The organism is Streptomyces europaeiscabiei, from assembly GCF_001550375.1.
Classification (GTDB): domain Bacteria; phylum Actinomycetota; class Actinomycetes; order Streptomycetales; family Streptomycetaceae; genus Streptomyces; species Streptomyces europaeiscabiei.
This window is the reverse complement of record NZ_LRTR01000687.1, coordinates 35,832-51,913: the sequence shown is the minus strand read 5'-3', so window position 1 is coordinate 51,913 and position 16,082 is coordinate 35,832. Positions and strand designations below refer to the sequence as shown.

General features: G+C 72.3%; 12 protein-coding genes. All 12 read left to right on the top strand.

Annotation, left to right across the window (positions count from 1 at the left end; all coding sequences use genetic code 11):
- On the top strand, positions 1-343 hold a 343-nt coding region (locus tag AWZ10_RS34135), incomplete at its 5' end, for a DegT/DnrJ/EryC1/StrS family aminotransferase (protein WP_244172637.1).
- On the top strand, positions 340-1,659 hold the full coding sequence (locus tag AWZ10_RS34130; RefSeq protein WP_060892939.1) for a DegT/DnrJ/EryC1/StrS family aminotransferase: 1,320 nt from the start codon (positions 340-342) through the stop codon (positions 1,657-1,659). The genes AWZ10_RS34135 and AWZ10_RS34130, both read left to right, overlap by 4 nt.
- Positions 1,652-2,725 carry an N-acetyl-gamma-glutamyl-phosphate reductase gene (gene argC, locus AWZ10_RS34125; protein ID WP_046710105.1) on the top strand — a complete coding sequence of 358 codons (1,074 nt, stop codon included), beginning with the start codon at positions 1,652-1,654 and terminating at the stop codon, positions 2,723-2,725. The genes AWZ10_RS34130 and argC overlap by 8 nt, the downstream gene beginning before the upstream one ends.
- Positions 2,722-4,734 carry a M20/M25/M40 family metallo-hydrolase gene (locus AWZ10_RS34120; protein ID WP_244172636.1) on the top strand — a complete coding sequence of 671 codons (2,013 nt, stop codon included), beginning with the start codon at positions 2,722-2,724 and terminating at the stop codon, positions 4,732-4,734. The genes argC and AWZ10_RS34120 overlap by 4 nt, the downstream gene beginning before the upstream one ends.
- A complete protein-coding gene (locus AWZ10_RS34115) occupies positions 4,731-5,564 on the top strand; it encodes a thiamine pyrophosphate-dependent enzyme (RefSeq protein ID WP_079104549.1) in 834 nt (277 codons plus the stop codon). The genes AWZ10_RS34120 and AWZ10_RS34115 overlap by 4 nt, the downstream gene beginning before the upstream one ends.
- A 56-nt stretch (positions 5,565-5,620) precedes the next feature.
- On the top strand, positions 5,621-6,577 hold the full coding sequence (locus AWZ10_RS34110; protein ID WP_060892938.1) for a transketolase family protein: 957 nt from the start codon (positions 5,621-5,623) through the stop codon (positions 6,575-6,577).
- Positions 6,578-6,623: 46 nt separating this feature from the next.
- The gene (locus AWZ10_RS34105; RefSeq protein WP_060892937.1) at positions 6,624-7,877 is read left to right on the top strand and encodes an ATP-grasp domain-containing protein; all 1,254 of its coding nucleotides are present in this window, start codon (positions 6,624-6,626) and stop codon (positions 7,875-7,877) included.
- Entirely contained in the window at positions 7,874-9,208 is a 1,335-nt protein-coding gene (locus AWZ10_RS34100) for an amidohydrolase family protein (RefSeq protein ID WP_060892936.1), read from the top strand. Before AWZ10_RS34105 ends, AWZ10_RS34100 begins: the two co-directional genes overlap by 4 nt.
- A complete protein-coding gene (locus AWZ10_RS34095; protein WP_060892935.1) occupies positions 9,205-10,431 on the top strand; it encodes an MFS transporter in 1,227 nt (408 codons plus the stop codon). Before AWZ10_RS34100 ends, AWZ10_RS34095 begins: the two co-directional genes overlap by 4 nt.
- Positions 10,432-10,750: 319 nt before the next feature.
- Positions 10,751-11,194, top strand: coding sequence for a hypothetical protein (locus AWZ10_RS53100; protein ID WP_205576288.1), 444 nt, complete (start codon positions 10,751-10,753; stop codon positions 11,192-11,194).
- Between the two features lie 81 nt (positions 11,195-11,275).
- Positions 11,276-12,187, top strand: coding sequence for a TIGR04222 domain-containing membrane protein (locus AWZ10_RS34085; protein WP_159015158.1), 912 nt, complete (start codon positions 11,276-11,278; stop codon positions 12,185-12,187).
- A gap of 126 nt (positions 12,188-12,313) precedes the next feature.
- Complete coding sequence (locus AWZ10_RS34080; RefSeq protein WP_107417552.1) at positions 12,314-16,066, top strand: ABC transporter ATP-binding protein; 3,753 nt, start codon at positions 12,314-12,316, stop codon at positions 16,064-16,066.
- The last annotated feature ends 16 nt before the right edge of the window (positions 16,067-16,082 follow it).

The following is a 16,082-nucleotide window of genomic DNA, read 5'->3' as shown; positions in this document are numbered from 1 at the left end:
CGCGCCGGCGCTGGTCGTGGACCTGACCGGCCTCGGCTTCGGCCCGGCCGCCGCCGTGCTCACCGACGACCCGCGTCTGTGGGCCCGCGCCGAGCGGCTGAAGATCTTCGGCGCCTACGACCTGCGGACGATGTGGACGCAGGAGGAGGCGGACGCCGGCCTCGTGCCCGGCGTGCAGTTCAACTACCGGCTCAGCCCGCTGGTCGCCGCCTGCCTGCGGATGGCCCTGACCCAGGCGGCACAGGCCCAGGCGGCACCGACCCAGGCGGCACAGGCCCAGGCGGCACAGGCCCAGGCGGCACAGCACCGACCCGCCGTGACCTCCGGAGCGACCCAGTCATGATCACCGACTTCCCGAACTCGCCGTTGCCGCTGCCGAATCCGGCGGACCTCGACGGCGAACTCGCCGCCCTGGGCGGCGGCGAGATCATCCCCAAGGCCATGCGCCGCACGCTCTTCCCCGTCATCACCAAGGAAGACGTGTTCAACCTGATGCTCGCCCAGCGCCAGACGCCCGAGAAGGTCGTCGCGGACTTCGCCGAGGCCTACCGGGCGTACGTGGGCGCCGGGTTCGCGCTGCCCACGGCCAGCGGTACGTCCAGCCTGCACATGGCGCTCGTGGGTGCCGGGGTGCGGCCGGGCGACGAGGTCATCGTGCCGGCGTTCACGTTCATCGCCACCGCGCAGGCGGTCGTCGCGGCCCACGCCGTTCCCGTGTTCGTCGACGTCGACCCGGTCACCTACTGCATGGACCCGGCCGCCGCGGCCGAAGCGATCACCGACCGGACCCGGGCGCTCATGCCCGTGCACGTCCATGGTCTGCCCGCCGACGTGCCCGCCCTGCGCGCCCTCGCCGACCGGCACGGCATCGCCCTCGTCGAGGACGCCTCCCACGCCCACTCCGCGAAGATCGGCGACCGGGTCGCCGGATCCCTCGGCGACGCGGCCGGGCAGAGCCTGATGGCCGACAAGAACTTCCCGCTCGGCGGGGAGGGCGGCATCGCCTTCTTCGCCCGGGAGGAGTCGTACGAGCGGGCGGTCTCCTACCTCGCCCGGCACGGCATCGACTACGGGATGTCCTGGGTCGCCGCGGCCTTCGGCAGCAGCCAGCTCAAGCGGCTGCCGTACTACGACGAGATCCGGGCCCGTAACGCCGCGCTGCTGGGGGAGGCCCTCCACGGGACCGGGCTGTTCACTCCGCCGCACGTGCCGGACGGGCACGTCCACGCGTACAACATGTACCGGGTCACCCTGCACCCCGAGGCCGTCGGCCTGGACGACCTGCCCGTGTACGCCGTCAAGGAGGCCGTGCACGAGCTGCTGGTCGCCGAGGGTGTGCCGGCGCGCGAGTGGCAGAACACACCCATCCCGTGCCATCTGCCCTTCCAGCACCGGGACGGCTTCGGCAACGGCTATCCGTTCACCCTCAACCCGGGCGCCGTGCGCGACCACCGGCCGGAGGACTTCCCCGTCACGCTCGGCATGCTCGACTCCACCCTCGTCCTCTGCCGCGAGCTGCGCTCCCCGGTCGAGTACGAGCGGATCCTGCGTTACGCCGACGCCTTCCGCAAGGTCGCCCGGCGCCCCGACGCCATCCGCAAGCTCGTCGGGGACCGCGCGTACGTGCGGCCGTACGAGAAGGCGGCCCGCCTTGGCTGACACCGGACTCACACACGACAGGATCCGCGTCGCCGTCGTCGGTGCCAGCGGATACACCGGGGGCGAGGTCATCCGGCTCCTCCTTGAGCATCCGCACGTCGAACTCGCCTTCCTGTCCGCCGAGCGGGCCGCCGGTGCCGCCATCGGCAGCGTGCACCCGTGGCTGCGCAACCATCCGAAGGCGGGCGGGCTGAGGTTCCGGCCGCTGGCCGAGCTGGCGGAGACCGACCCCGTCGACGTGGCCTTCGGCTGTCTGCCCACCGGGGCGCTGCCCGAGCGGCTGCCGCTGATCGCGTCGCAGGCCAAGCGGGTGCTGAACCTGGGCGGTGACTTCCGGCTGCGGGCCGAGGACGAGGTGCGGGCCCACTACCCGAAGACCGCCGAGCACCCGCCGCTGGAGGACTTCGCCTACTACGTACCGGAGCTGAGCACCGAGACGCCGACCGGGCGGTTCGTGAACCTGCCCGGCTGCATGGCCGTCACGACGATCTACGCCCTGTACCCCCTGTTCGCCGGGGCCGAGCCGCTGGCCACCGACCGGGTCGTCGTCGACGCCAAGACCGGCTCCACCGGTGGCGGCCGGGGCAGCAACGAGCCCCCCGCCGAGCGCACCGGCAACTTCCGGGTGCACAAGCTGTACGGGCACCGGCACGCCCCCGAGGTCCGGCAGGCCATCGCCGACTTCACCGGCGCGGCCGTGGACCTGCGGTTCTCCACCCACAGCCTGGACGTGGCCCGGGGCATCATGGTCACCGCGTACGCCGAACTCCGCGACGGCGTCACCGCGTTGGACGTCAAGCGGGCCTACGCCAAGGCGTACGTCGGCAAGCCCTTCGTACGGGTCCGCCCGGCGCCCAGGGCCCCGCAGGACTTCCCGATGCTCAAGGCGGTCGTCGGCTCGAACGTCGCCGAGGTCGCCATCGCGGTCCAGGGCGGCCAGGTCGTCGCCGTCGCCGCCCTCGACAACCTCATCAAGGGCGCGGCGGGGCAGGCCGTCCAGGCGATGAACCTGATCAGCGGCTTCGAGGAGTCGGCCGGCCTGCCGACCACGGCGGTGTCGCCATGACGACGCAGATGGAACGGCCGACCCCGGCCGTGACCCCGACCCCGGCCGTGACCCCGATCCCGGCCGTGACCCCGATCCCGGCCGTGACGCCGACGCCGGCCCCGGCTCCGGACTCGCGGGTCACCTCCGTGCCGACCCGGCCCGTCATCAAGCCCACCCGCCCCCTGTACGTCATCAAGGCCGGCAGCGCCACCCTCGATCGCGGCACCATCCACAAGGAACTCGCGGATCTGGTGGCCCGGGGTGCCCGGGTGCTGCTCGTCGCGGGCGGGGCCACCGGCATCGAGCGGCACTACGGGGCGATCGGACGGCCGATGCCCCAACTGCGGCTGGCCAACGGGGACTCGGTGCGGTACTGCCCGCCGGAGGAGATGACGCACCTGGTCGACGCCTACGAGCGGGTGACCCTGCCCGCCGTGGAACGGGAGCTGCGGGCACTCGGCCTGAGCGTGTTCACCTCCGTCGCCGCGCGCGGCGGGCTCGTGGCCGGGAGGGCCAACCGGCCGCTGAAGGCGGTGTCCGGCGAGGGGCGCACCCTCGTCGTACGGGATCACCGCGCCGGTGTGCCGACAGGGGTCGACGTCGACGGGCTCACCGCGCTGCTGGAGGCGTACGACGTCGTCTGTCTGTCGCCGCCGGTCGCCGACCCGGCCGGCGGGGCACCGCTGAACGTGGACGCGGACGTGCTCGCCGCCGTGCTGACCGGCGCGCTCGGCGCCGACCATCTGCGGCTGGTCACCGGCACCGCCGGGCTGCTGACCGACCCGGCCGTGCCCGGCTCGACGCTGTACGACGCCTATCCGGGCGAGGGCGCCAAGTACGCGGGCGGCAGGATGCGGCAGAAGGTGCGTGCCGCCGAGATCGCCATGAAGGACAGCGGCGCGGACGTCGCCATCACCGGCCCGCACACGATGAGCGAGCCGTCCGGCTGGACCCGGTTCTGGCGTACGAAGGAACCGGCGGCCGATCTCGGGCTGCTCACCCGGGTCGCGTGCGTGCCGTCGGTGTCGCGGGACGAGGCCGAACTCGCCGCGTATCTCGCCGAGTGGTGCCGGGAGCGCGGCATCGACGCCCAGGTGGACGAGGCGGGCAACCTCGTCGCCACGCGCGGCGACGGGCCCCGGCGGCTCCTGCTCCTCGGCCACCTCGACACGGTCCCGCACCACTGGCCGGCCGAGTGGCGCGACGGCGAACTGTGGGCGCGGGGCAGCGTCGACGCCAAGGGCAGCCTCGCCAACTTCCTGGAGGTGCTCGCCCACGCGGACATCCCCGAGGACGGTCGGCTGTGCGTGGTCGGCGCGGTCGAGGAGGAGATCTCGTCCTCCAAGGGCGCCTTCCACGTCCGTGACCGGTACCCCGCCGACGCCGTCGTCATCGGCGAGCCCAGCGGCTCCGGGACCCTGACCCTCGGCTACTTCGGGCTGTTCAAGCTCCGGGTGACCGCGTCCGTGCCCAGCGGCCACTCCGCCGGGATGGACGCCGTGTCCGCGCCGGACCACCTGATCGACGTCCTCGGCCGCATCCGGGCGGCGGTGCTCGCCGAGGCGCCGGACGCGCTCAGCGCGGTCATCGACGTCCAGGTGGAGAACGGGCGGAAGCGCAGCACGGCCACCGGGATCCTCAACTTCCGGGTGCCGCCCGAGGCGGACGTCGAGGCGCTCACGGCCGCCGCGCTGGCCCACGTCCGCGACGACGTACGGGTCGAGGTGCTGCGCGCCACCCCCGGGCACGCCGGAGGCCGCTCCAGCGCCCTGGTCAAGGTCTTCACCCGGGCCTTCGCACAGGCCGGGATCAGACCCCGCTTCGTGGTGAAGAAGGGCACGTCCGACATGAACACACTGGCCACGACCTGGCACGACGTCCCGATGGTGGCGTACGGGCCGGGCGACTCCTCCCTGGACCACACCGACGAGGAACGCATCGACCCCATGGAGTACCGCACCGCCCGCACGCTGCTCGCCGACGCGGTCCACCGGTGGTTCGCCCTGCCCGGGGGGAGCCGGCGATGACCACGGCCGTACTCGAAGAACCCCGGGTCGGGGACGGTGACCCGGCCGACCTGGTGGCCACCCTCACCGAACGGGCCGTCGAGGCCCGTCGGCTGGTGGTCGACATGGCGGCGAGCCCACGCGGCTGCCACCTCGGCGGCAGCCTCTCCGTCCTCGACATCCTGATCGCCGCGCTGCACCGCGCCTCCGCCGGCGACGGCACCGAGGTCGTGCTCAGCAAGGGCCACGCCGCCGCCGGGCTCTACGCGGCCCTGCACGTCAGCGGGGTCCTGCCGGAGAACCCGGCCCCGCTGTACGGCCTCGCCGGCCACCCCTACACCGGCCATCCCGGCCCCAAGGTGCCCGGCGTCCGCTTCCCCACCGGCAGCCTCGGCCACGGCGTCCCGTACGCCGCCGGGTGGGCGCTGTCCCAGCGGCTGCGGGGGCGGCACGGGCTCGGCATCGCGGTCGCCGGGGACGGCGAACTGCAGGAGGGCCTGGTCTGGGAGACCTGCCAGGTCGCCGCCGCGCAGCAACTGGGCAACTTCGTGCTCGTCGTCGACCGCAACGGCGGCCAGAACGACGGCATGGTCGCCGACATCTCCCCACTGCCCCGGCTCGCGGAACGCTTCACCGCGTTCGGGTTCGACGTGACGGAGGCCGACGGCCACGACCTGCGCGCCCTCACCGGCCTGCTGGCGGACGACCGCTCGACCGCCCGCCGCCCCCTCGCCGTCATCGCCGACACGGTCAAGGGCAAGGGTGTCCGAGCCGTCGAGGGCAAGGCCGGCAGCCACTACGTGACCATCGACGAGGCGCGCGCCGCCAAGTGGAAGCGAGCGATCCGATGAGCCTTCCGGCAACCGCAACCGCAACCGCAAGCGCGCTCCCCACCGACCAGCGACCGGTGACCCTCTCCGGTCGTGACGCCTACCGGGACGAGCTGACCCGGCTCGCCGCCTCCGACGACACGATCGTCTGCCTGGAGGCGGATCTGGGCGGCAAGGGACACCCCTTCCAGGCCGCCCACCCGGAGCGTTTCCTCAACCTCGGGATCGCCGAGGGGGCCATGGTGGACATGGCGGCGGGCCTCGCGGCCGGCGGTCACAAGCCGTTCGTCAGCACCTTCGCCCCGTTCGCCGCCCTGCGCGCCGCCGAGAGCCTGAAGCTGACCCTCGGCTACCTGGCCGCCGGGGTCACGGTCGTCGCGCCGTACGCCGGTGTCTCCGGCGCCTGGTTCGGGACCACCCACCACTGCCTGGAGGACCTGGCGATCCTGCGCAGCGTGCCGGGCGTGACCATCGCGGCCCCGTACGGCGACGCCGAGATGCGCGCGGTCGTACGGGAGGCGGTCCGCTCCGGGCGCCCGCACTACATCCGTACGGGGCGCAACGCCACCTACGACTCCCTCCCGGTACTCGGCGACGAACTGCCGCTCGTCAACTGGGAGTTCGGGGCCCCCACCGCTGGATCGGGCCACGAGGGCGTGTGCCTGGTCTCCGTCGGCGAGGAGGGCACCAGGCTCGCCCTCGCCGCCCGGAGGGCCGCGCCCACCGCCGCCCACGCGCACCTCGTGTACCTCGACCACGAGCACCTGACCGAGGCCGCGGCCGAACTCGCCCGCCACCACTCCCGGTTCGTGGTCGTCGAGGAGCACCGGGGCCAGGGCGGGGTCGCCGAAGCGCTGGCCCTGCTGCTGCCCGACTGCCGGGTCACGTCGGTCAGCGCCGACCGGAGCTGGCCCTCGCAGGGCGGCGACCACGAGGAGGTCATGGCCGCGCTGGGCCTGGACCTGCCCGCCGTACTCGCGGCGATCGAGAAGGCCGGGACGCCGTCGGCGCCCGCCCGGACCCACGCCGACTGAGCGTCACGGCAACGGAATTCACCCACATCACACCCAAGGAGTCCCCGTGCACATCCTCATGATCGAATGCAACCCCAACGGCATGGCCGGCATCGCGGGCGTCCTCGATCTCGGCCACGACGTCACCCTCGTCTCGGTCGACCCCGACTTCTACCTCGCCGTCTCCCCGCTCACCGAGGCCGCCTACGCGCACCCCAACTGCCACGTCATCAAGAGCGAGAAGGCCTTCTCCATCGAGGAGCTGACGGCCCTGGCCCGCGAGGTCCACGCCGAGCGCCCGGTGGACGGGGTGACCACGTACAGCGAGTACCACACGGTCCACACCGCAGCCGTCGCCGAGGCGCTGGGGCTGCCCGGGATGAGCGTCGACGGCGCCCGCAACGCCCGTCACAAGCACCTCACCCGCCTCACGCTGGACGGCCGGGGCGTCCGCCAGCCGCGCTTCGCGCACGTCTCCGACCCGACGAAGGTCGAGGCGGCCGTCCGCGAGATCGGCTTCCCGTGCGTGGTGAAGCCGTCCGACGGCACCGCCAGCCTGCACGTCCTGCACCTCAGGGACGAGGACGACCTGACCGCCTACCTCGCCGAGCTGGCGGAGGTCGTCGACTACGGGCGCGGCGTCGTCCGCATCCCGGACATCCTGATCGAGGAGTTCGTCACCGGCGAGCTGATCTCGGTGGAGTCCTGCGTGCTCGGCAAGGGCGAGGTCGTCAACCTCGGGCTGACCGACCGCCCGCTCAGCGGCTTCCCGCACTTCATCGAGATGGGCGCCACGTACTTCACCGGACACCCGCTCCAGTACGAGCTGTTCGCGATGACGACGAAGGTCCTGAACGAGCTGGGCGTCGACTTCGGCTTCATCCACACCGAGTTCCTGCTCGGCCCGGACGGCCCGGTGCTGTGCGAGGTCAACGGCCGGCTCATCGGCGGCATCGTGCCGAGCCTCATGCAGATCAGCTCCGGCGTCGACGCCTACCTGGAGGTCATCCGTCAGGCCCTCGGCGAGCGCCCCGAACTGCCCTTCCCCGGCGAGACCATCGCGGGCGGCCAGTGGTTCGGCTCCCCGGTCGCCGGCACGGTCGAGTCCATCGGCTTCGACGGCCTGCGGGACCTGCCCGGCTTCCACAGCGCCCTCGCCTACAAGAAGCCCGGCGTCGAGGTCGGCCGCCTCTCCAAGAGCAACTTCGACTGGATCGGTCACATCATCTTCACCGGCGCCGACCGCGACGAGGTCAACAAGCGCAACGAGGAGGCCCTGGACGCCATCGACCTGCGCCTGAAGGTCGAGGTGGCCCGATGACCCCCGCCCCACGGAGCGGTGGGCAGCTGTGGGGGGTGGCCGTCCCGGCCCTCGACCCCGAGGCGGTCTTCGACGTCACGACCGGGGACGGGGTCTTCACGGCCTTCGAGAAGACCGGCCCCCGGCAGGGCGGGGAGCACGAGCTGTGGCCCGGCTACACCGAGACGCACGCCCATGTCGCCCTCCCCGCCAACTGGGACGACACGGTCGAGGACCCCCGGATCGTGGCCCTCCAGTACCTCTACCACGGGGTCACCCACGTCGTGGACATGTTCGGTTTCCCGCTGGCCGCCGACGCCTGGGCGGCCGGCCGGGAGGCCTCCTGGTGGCCGTACCCGGAGATCACGCACTGCGGCTACGCGGTCACGGCGACGACCGACGCGGCGGGCCGCACCGGCCACAGCGTCGAGTTCCCGGCCCCGGTGCACATGCTCGCCGTCGAGTCCGACCTCGACCACGCCCTGCGCGCCAACGCCGAGCGCGGCGGCACCTTCCTGAAGGTGATGTTCACCGACGGCATGGAACAGCCGGGCGGCCCGGTCCGTTTCTCCCGCCTGTCGGAGCACGTCCTGCGCTTCACCGCCCGCATCGCGGCGGAGCGCGGCGTCACGGCGGTCATCGACTGCAACACCCTCCAGGAGACGCGCCGGGCGTACGAGTGCGGCTTCCGCCTCTTCGCCCACACCGTGCGCGACCGCACCCTCGACGCGGTCGACTGGAAGGGGTTCGAGGGGGCGCGGTTCGTGTCGACCCTCGCCGGGCTCCGGCCGATGATCATGACAGGGGACGAGTTCCTGACGGAATACGGCCGCGAGGGCTTCGCCGAGACCCAGGACGTCCGCAACCTCGACTTCGTCAAGGGCATCGAGCAGCCGTACGGCATCGAGTACGGCGTCCAGGAGACCCGCACCGCCGCCCTCGCCGACATGCGCCGCAACGCCCTGACCGCGCTGGCCCGCGGCGACCTGCTGGTCGGCACCGACTCCGGCAACACCGGTGCTTACCACGGCTACTCGCTGCTCGGCGAGCTGGACCTGCTGCGCGGCGACGATGCCGCACTGGACGGGACGCTGCGCCACCAGGCCACGGTCGGTGGCCGCCGCTACTTCGACGAGCTGAGCGGCGACCCGACGGGCGCGCACCCGCTGAGCGTCGGCGCCCCCGCCACCTACAACCTCCTCCACGCGTCCGCCCCCGGCCGCCCGCTGTCGGCACTGCCCCTCAGGACGGTCGTCCGGGGCAGGGACATCGACCGCCCGGCGCTCGCCCGCGCGATCGCGGCCCTGCGCGCCACCGACGCTGTGACCGACCCGAAGGGAATCGCCGCGTGACCATCGAACGCAGGCGAGCGCTGATCGGCGTGAACGCCGGCATCTTCCTCGCCCACATCGGGAACTTCATCTGGTTCCCCGTCCTCGTCGCCTCCCTCGGCGGCACCGACAGCGGCTTCTGGGCCGGCGTCGTGATGTGCATGACGTACGTCGGCCGCCTCGCCGCCACCTTCTTCTACGAGGGAGTGGCCGCCCGGATCGGCATCCGCGGCGCGGTGTTCGCGGGCACCGCGACGGAGGCGGTCGCGCTGGGCCTGATGGGCTTCGGCAGTGGTGTCGTCGTGTACAGCGTGCTGGCCCTCTTCATCGGCCTCGGCTCCGGCACGGCCTTCCCCGGCCTGAAGAACATCCTCGTCTCCTACCCCGACGACGAGCGCCCGAAGGCCTTCTCCACGTTCCAGATGTCCGCCCAGGTGGGCCTCTTCGGCGGCGCGCTGGCCGGCGGCCTCCTCGCGGACGTCGACCTCCGCACCCTCTTCTCCGTCGTCTTCGCGATCTTCATCGGCTTCTGCCTGGCGGCGTCGGCGTTCATCCCGAGGGACGGTTTCGGGAAGACGCCGGACAGCGGCGTGGACCGGGCCCCGCTGTTCAGCACGGCGGTCTTCAAGGGCATCGAGGTCCGCGGCGCCACCCGCTACTTCCTTCTCTCCGCCGTGTTCTGGTTCCTCTCCATCGGCTTCATGGTCGGCATCCCGCTGCACATGGAGGAGTACGCCTCCGGGTGGGCACCCTCGGCCCCCTTCTGGATCACGGGCCTGACCGTCCTGGTCCTCCAGTACCCCCTGTTCAAGTTCCTGATCAAGCACCTGCGGCCGGGCGCGGTGATGGCGCTGGGCCTGGCGGGCATGGTCGTCGCGTTCACGGCGTTCGGCGCGGGCCGCTCCGCGCCCTGGGTGGTCGTCGGCTGCCTCACCGTCGTCCTCGGCGAGATCCTCTTCGTCCCGTCCTTCGACATCTGGGTCGCCCGCAAGGTCCCCGCCGACCGGCTCGCCAAGGCCATGGGCGCCATGCACTTCTTCCGCAGCGCCGGCAACATGATCGGTTCGCTGCTGGCGGGCATCCTCTTCGACCTGTCCCTCTCGTGGGACGTGCCCGGCGGGAACTGGTTCGTCGCGGCGGGGATCGCTGCCGCGTGCGCGTTCGTGTGCCTGTTCAGCCGGGACGAGAACCCGGCGGAGGAGCGTGAGGTCACCGCCGAGGAACCGGTGGAGGCCCCGGCGTAGGCGTCACGACGGTGACCGTACGCCCCGCGAGGCGCGGTTCCCCTGGCCTACGCTCTCCGTTCATGGGGGCTGTGAGAACGAACTGGAGCGGTGTCCGTGAGCGGGTCGAGGCACTGGCCCGGGTGGACGAGGCGCGGCAGGTCTTCGGAGCCTGGGACGGGTTCGGGTCGGTGGGTCATCACTTCCGGTTCGCCGATCCGCTGTCGGAGCCGGAGGTCGCCGAGGCGGAGGCTCAGTGGGGTGTCTCGCTGCCCGCGGAGTACCGGGCTTCCTGCTCGAAGTCGGCGCCGGCGGTGCCGGGCCGGGCTACGGCCTCAGCATGCTGCGTCGGACGGACGCGGGGTGGCGGTGGACCGCCGTGGACATCGCCCTGCGCCATGACTACCTGGGGCTTCCCTTCGCGACAGAGGAAGAACGAGGGCGTGTCCTGTTCGAGCACGATGCCAGGAGGCCACAGGGGTCCGGCTTCGCGAGCGAAGAGGCGTTCCACGACGCGTACAGCGCCTGGATGACAGCGGGTGACGAGCTCTTCCACCGGTGCACGTCCGGTGCGCTGAAGCTCAGTCACGAGGGCTGCGGATACTGCGCCTGGCTGGTCCTGTCGGGTCCGGAGCGCGGCGGTATGTGGATGGACGACCGCCCGGGGGACGGCGAGTTCCGCCCCCTCGGGCCGCCGCGGGCCAGGGTCGGGTTCGCGGACTGGTACCTCCACTGGGTCGAGGGGGCCGAGGCCGCCGCGCGCCCCCGCTCCCGCCCCCGCTAGGAACCGGCGGACGAGGCGCGGGCGCGGTGTGGAGACCGTGTCCGCGGGGGAAGCCGAAGGCACGGCGGGCAAGGGGGGCTCTTGATACAGGTCGTGGTGCTGAGCGGTTGCGTGGTGGGCTACATCGGGGTCATGGCCGCCGCATGGTGGCTCGACGGCCGGGTGTACGGGAAGGCGGTCTCCGCGGCCCGGGACCGTCATGCGGCCACGATGCCGGAGCCCGCCGACCTCGCCCCGGGTGCCGCGGTGGCGATGGGACCCGCCGCGATCGCGGTTCTCGTCGGCGGACCGTGGCAGGCCTTCCACGCGGTGGTCTCCGGTCTGCTGGCCACCGGACGACTGGAGAAGAGCGTGAGCCACACCGGATCGCCGACGCTGCGCTGGAAGCACGGGCCGCCTCCCGAGGCAGGGGTGGAGAAGGCCATCTGGGACACCCACCGGGACGTGGCCCATCTGCACGCGGATGTCGTCGTGCATCCCGTGGTACGACGTCTGGTCTCGGAAGGCCTGCTGCACGAGGGCGAGGAGCCACGCATCCCCTTCCGGCCTCCCCGCCCCGTATGGGCGAGGAGCGCGGCTGTGCTGGGTCTCCTGTTCACCTGCCTGGTGGGTCGCCTGTTCCCCAACGGCCCCTATCTCGGCAAGGGCCCGGTCATCGCGGCCATGGTGGTGGCCGCCCTGTCCCTGCTGATGTTCGTGAACGCCAACGAGCCGAACCCGCAGAGCCTCCGCCTGCCGCCCCTGACCGAACGGGGTGAGCAGATGGTCAGGCAGGCCCGCGCCCGCTTCTCGCACCTCGACCCGGCGGAGCGGACCGGGTCCCAGCCGTACGAACCGGATGAGGTGGCCTTCGCCGTCGCTCTCTTCGGCGATCAGGCCGTCGCCTACCTCAGTCAGGATCTCGTGGAGGTCTTCGGCGAATCGAGAAGATACTTCACCCAAATGATCTTGGACGCTCGAAGGCAGGAATACCTGCAGCGCTGGAGCGGATAGCCCGGTCACCCCGCACGCCCCGCCCCGCCCCCGGATCGTGCCCCGGATTGTTGCGGCGGGATGAAATCCGCAGCCCGTCGCGTTGGTGTGTGCGGAGACCAGGACGAACAGCAGGAGGGCACCGGCGTGGCAGCGCAGCAGGGGGGCGACCGAGGTTGGGCGCGCAGACTGGCCGGATATGCCTGGCGGTATCCCAAGGGCGTGATCCTCGCCCTCGGCTCGTCCCTCGCCGGCATGGCGGTGATGGCGCTGGTCCCCCTGATCACCAAGGTGATCATCGATGACGTGATCGGGGACAGGACCAGGGACATGGCCCCCTGGGCGGCGGCCCTGATCGGCGCCGCCCTCCTCGTGTACGTCTCCACCTACATCCGCCGCTACTACGGCGGCCGCCTCGCCCTCGACGTCCAGCACGACCTGCGGACGGAGATGTACGGGACGATCACCGGCCTCGACGGGCGGCGGCAGGACGAGCTGTCCACCGGGCAGGTCGTCGGCCGCGCCACCAGCGACCTCCAGCTGATCCAGGGCCTGCTCTTCATGCTGCCGATGACCATCGGCAACATCCTGCTTTTCCTGATCTCCCTCGTGATCATGGCGTGGCTGTCCCTGCCGCTCACCCTGGTCGCGATCGCCGTCGCCCCCGCCCTGTGGTGGATCGCCGGGCGCAGCCGCACCAAGCTGCACCCCGCCACCTGGTACGCCCAGGCCCAGGCCGCCGCCGTCGCGGGCGTGGTCGACGGCGCCGTCAGCGGCGTACGCGTGGTGAAGGGGTTCGGGCAGGAGGAGCAGGAGACCGGGAAGCTGAGGGAGGTCGGGCGGCGGCTCTTCGCGGGGCGGCTGCGCACCATCCGGTTCAATTCCCGGTACACCCCCGCCCTCCAGGCCGTCCCCGCCCTCGGACAGGTCGCCATGCTGGCGCTCGGCGGCTGGCTGGCCGTGCGCGGGCACATCACGCTCGGCACGTTCGTCGCGTTCTCCACGTACCTCGCCCAGCTGGTCGGCCCCGTCCGCATGCTGGCCATGGTCCTCACCGTCGGCCAGCAGGCCCGCGCCGGCACCGAGCGCGTCCTGGAGCTGATCGACACCGAGCCCACGCTCCACGACGGCACCAAGGCCCTCCCCGCCGACGCGCCCGCGACCGTCGAGTTCGACGACGTGTCCTTCGGCTATGACGGCGCCGACGGCAGAACCACCCCGGTCCTCGACGGCCTCAGCTTCGAGATCCGCTCCGGCGAGACCCTCGCCGTCGTCGGCTCCTCCGGCTCCGGCAAGTCCACCGTCTCCCTCCTCCTCCCGCGCTTCTACGACGTGTCCCGCGGCGCCGTCCTCATCGGCGGCCACGACGTCCGCGAGCTGACCCTCGACTCGCTGCGCGCCGCGATCGGCCTGGTCCCCGAGGACTCCTTCCTCTTCTCCGACACGGTCCGCGCCAACATCGCGTACGGCCGCCCGGACGCGACCGACGAGCAGATCGAGACGGCCGCCCGCGCCGCCCAGGCGGACCGTTTCATCGCCGAGCTGCCCGACGGCTACGCCACCAGGGTCGGCGAACACGGCCTCACCCTCTCCGGCGGCCAGCGCCAGCGCGTCGCCCTCGCCCGCGCGATCCTCACCGACCCCCGTCTCCTCGTCCTCGACGACGCGACGTCCGCCGTGGACGCCCGCGTGGAGCACGAGATCCACGAGGCGCTCACCCACGTCATGAGGGGCCGTACCACCCTCCTGATCGCCCACCGCCGCTCCACCCTCAACCTCGCCGACCGCATCGCCGTCCTCGACGAGGGCCGCCTCGCCGACATCGGCACCCACGAGGAACTGGAGCGCCGCTCCGCCCTCTACCGGCGCCTGCTCACCGACCCCGACGAACTGGGCGGCGTCTCACCCGGCCACCTCCCCCCGGCCGCCCTGACCAAGACCGACGACATCCCCGCGCGCGACTCGATACGCGACGAGCTGGACGCCGAGTTCGACGCCGAGCGCGGCATCACGCCCCGGCTGTGGACCGGCGACCGGGAGCCCCGCGACACCGCCTTCGACGGCACCCCCGCCACCCCCGAACTCCTCGCCCAGGTCGAGGCGCTGCCCCCGGCGACCGACACCCCCGGCATCGACGAGGCCCACGCGGTCGCGCCGGAGGAGTCGTACGGCCTGAAGCGGCTGCTGCGCGGCTTCGGCCTGCCCCTCCTGATCAGCCTGGCGCTCGTCGCCGTCGACGCGGGCATGGGCCTGCTGCTGCCCGTGCTGATCCGGCACGGCATCGACGAGGGCGTCTCGCAGGCGGCCCTCGGCGCGGTCTGGGCCGCGTCCCTGCTGGGCCTGTTCGCGGTTGTCGCGCAGTGGGCGGCCCAGATCGGCGAGATGCGCATGACCGGCCGAACCGGCGAACGCGTCCTCTACTCGCTCCGCCTGAAGATCTTCTCCCAGTTGCAGCGCCTCGGGCTCGACTACTACGAGCGGGAGCTGACGGGCCGGATCATGACCCGGATGACGACCGACGTGGACGCCCTGTCGACGTTCCTGCAGACCGGCCTCGTCACGGCCTTCGTCTCCGTCGTCACCTTCTTCGGCATCATGGGCGCGCTGCTCGTGCTCGACGTACAGCTCGCCCTCGTCGTCTTCGCCACGCTCCCGCCGCTGATCGTCTGCACGGTCTTCTTCCGCCGGGCGAGCGTGAAGGCGTACGAGCTGGCCCGTGAGCGGGTCTCCGTGGTCAACGCGGACCTCCAGGAGTCGGTGGCCGGGCTGCGGATCGTGCAGGCGTTCCGGGGCGAGCGCGAGGGAGGCGAGCGGTTCGCGGCCGGCAGCGACAGCTACCGCCGGGCCCGTGTCCACGGCCAGTGGCTGATCTCCCTCTACTTCCCGTTCGTGCAGTTCCTGTCCTCGGCGGCCGCGGCGGCCGTCCTGGTCGTCGGCGCCCACCGGGTCGACGCGGGCACCCTCACCACCGGGGCCCTGGTCGCCTACCTCCTCTACATCGATCTCTTCTTCGCCCCCGTCCAGCAGCTCTCCCAGGTCTTCGACGGCTACCAGCAGGCCACGGTCTCCCTGGGCCGCATCCAGGAACTCCTCCAGGAGCCGACGTCGACGAAGGCGGCCTCCGAACCCCTGGAGGTGCTCTCCCTGCGCGGCGACATCACCTTCGAGGACGTGGACTTCGCGTACGGGGCGGCCCACGAAGGGGAAGCGGCCCTGAGGGGTGTGGCGCTGTCGATTCCCGCCGGGCAGACCGTCGCCTTCGTCGGCGAGACCGGCGCCGGCAAGTCGACGCTCGTCAAACTCGTCGCCCGTTTCTACGACCCCACCGGCGGCCGGGTCACGGTCGACGGCACCGACCTGCGCGACCTCGACCTCACCTCGTACCGCCACCGCCTGGGCGTCGTCCCGCAGGAGGCGTACCTCTTCCAGGGCACGATCCGGGACGCCATCGCCTACGGCCGCCCCGACGCCACCGACGCCGAGGTGGAGGCCGCGTCCCGTGCCGTCGGCGCCCACGACATGATCGCCACCCTCGACGGCGGCTACCTCCACGACGTCGCCGAACGCGGACGCAACCTCTCCGCCGGGCAGCGCCAGCTGATCGCCCTGGCCCGCGCCGAACTGGTGAACCCCGACATCCTGCTCCTCGACGAGGCGACGGCCGCCCTGGACCTGGCCACCGAGGCCCAGGTCAACCAGGCCACCGACCGCCTCGCCGGCCGCCGTACGACGCTCGTCGTGGCCCACCGCCTCACCACGGCCGCCCGCGCCGACCGCGTCGTCGTCATGGACCACGGCCGCGTCACGGAGGACGGCACCCACGACGAACTGCTGGCCCGCGACGGCCGGTACGCGGAACTCTGGCGGACCTTCGTGGGCGAGCCGGTTCTGAAGCCGTAGGGACCTTCGTAGCGTG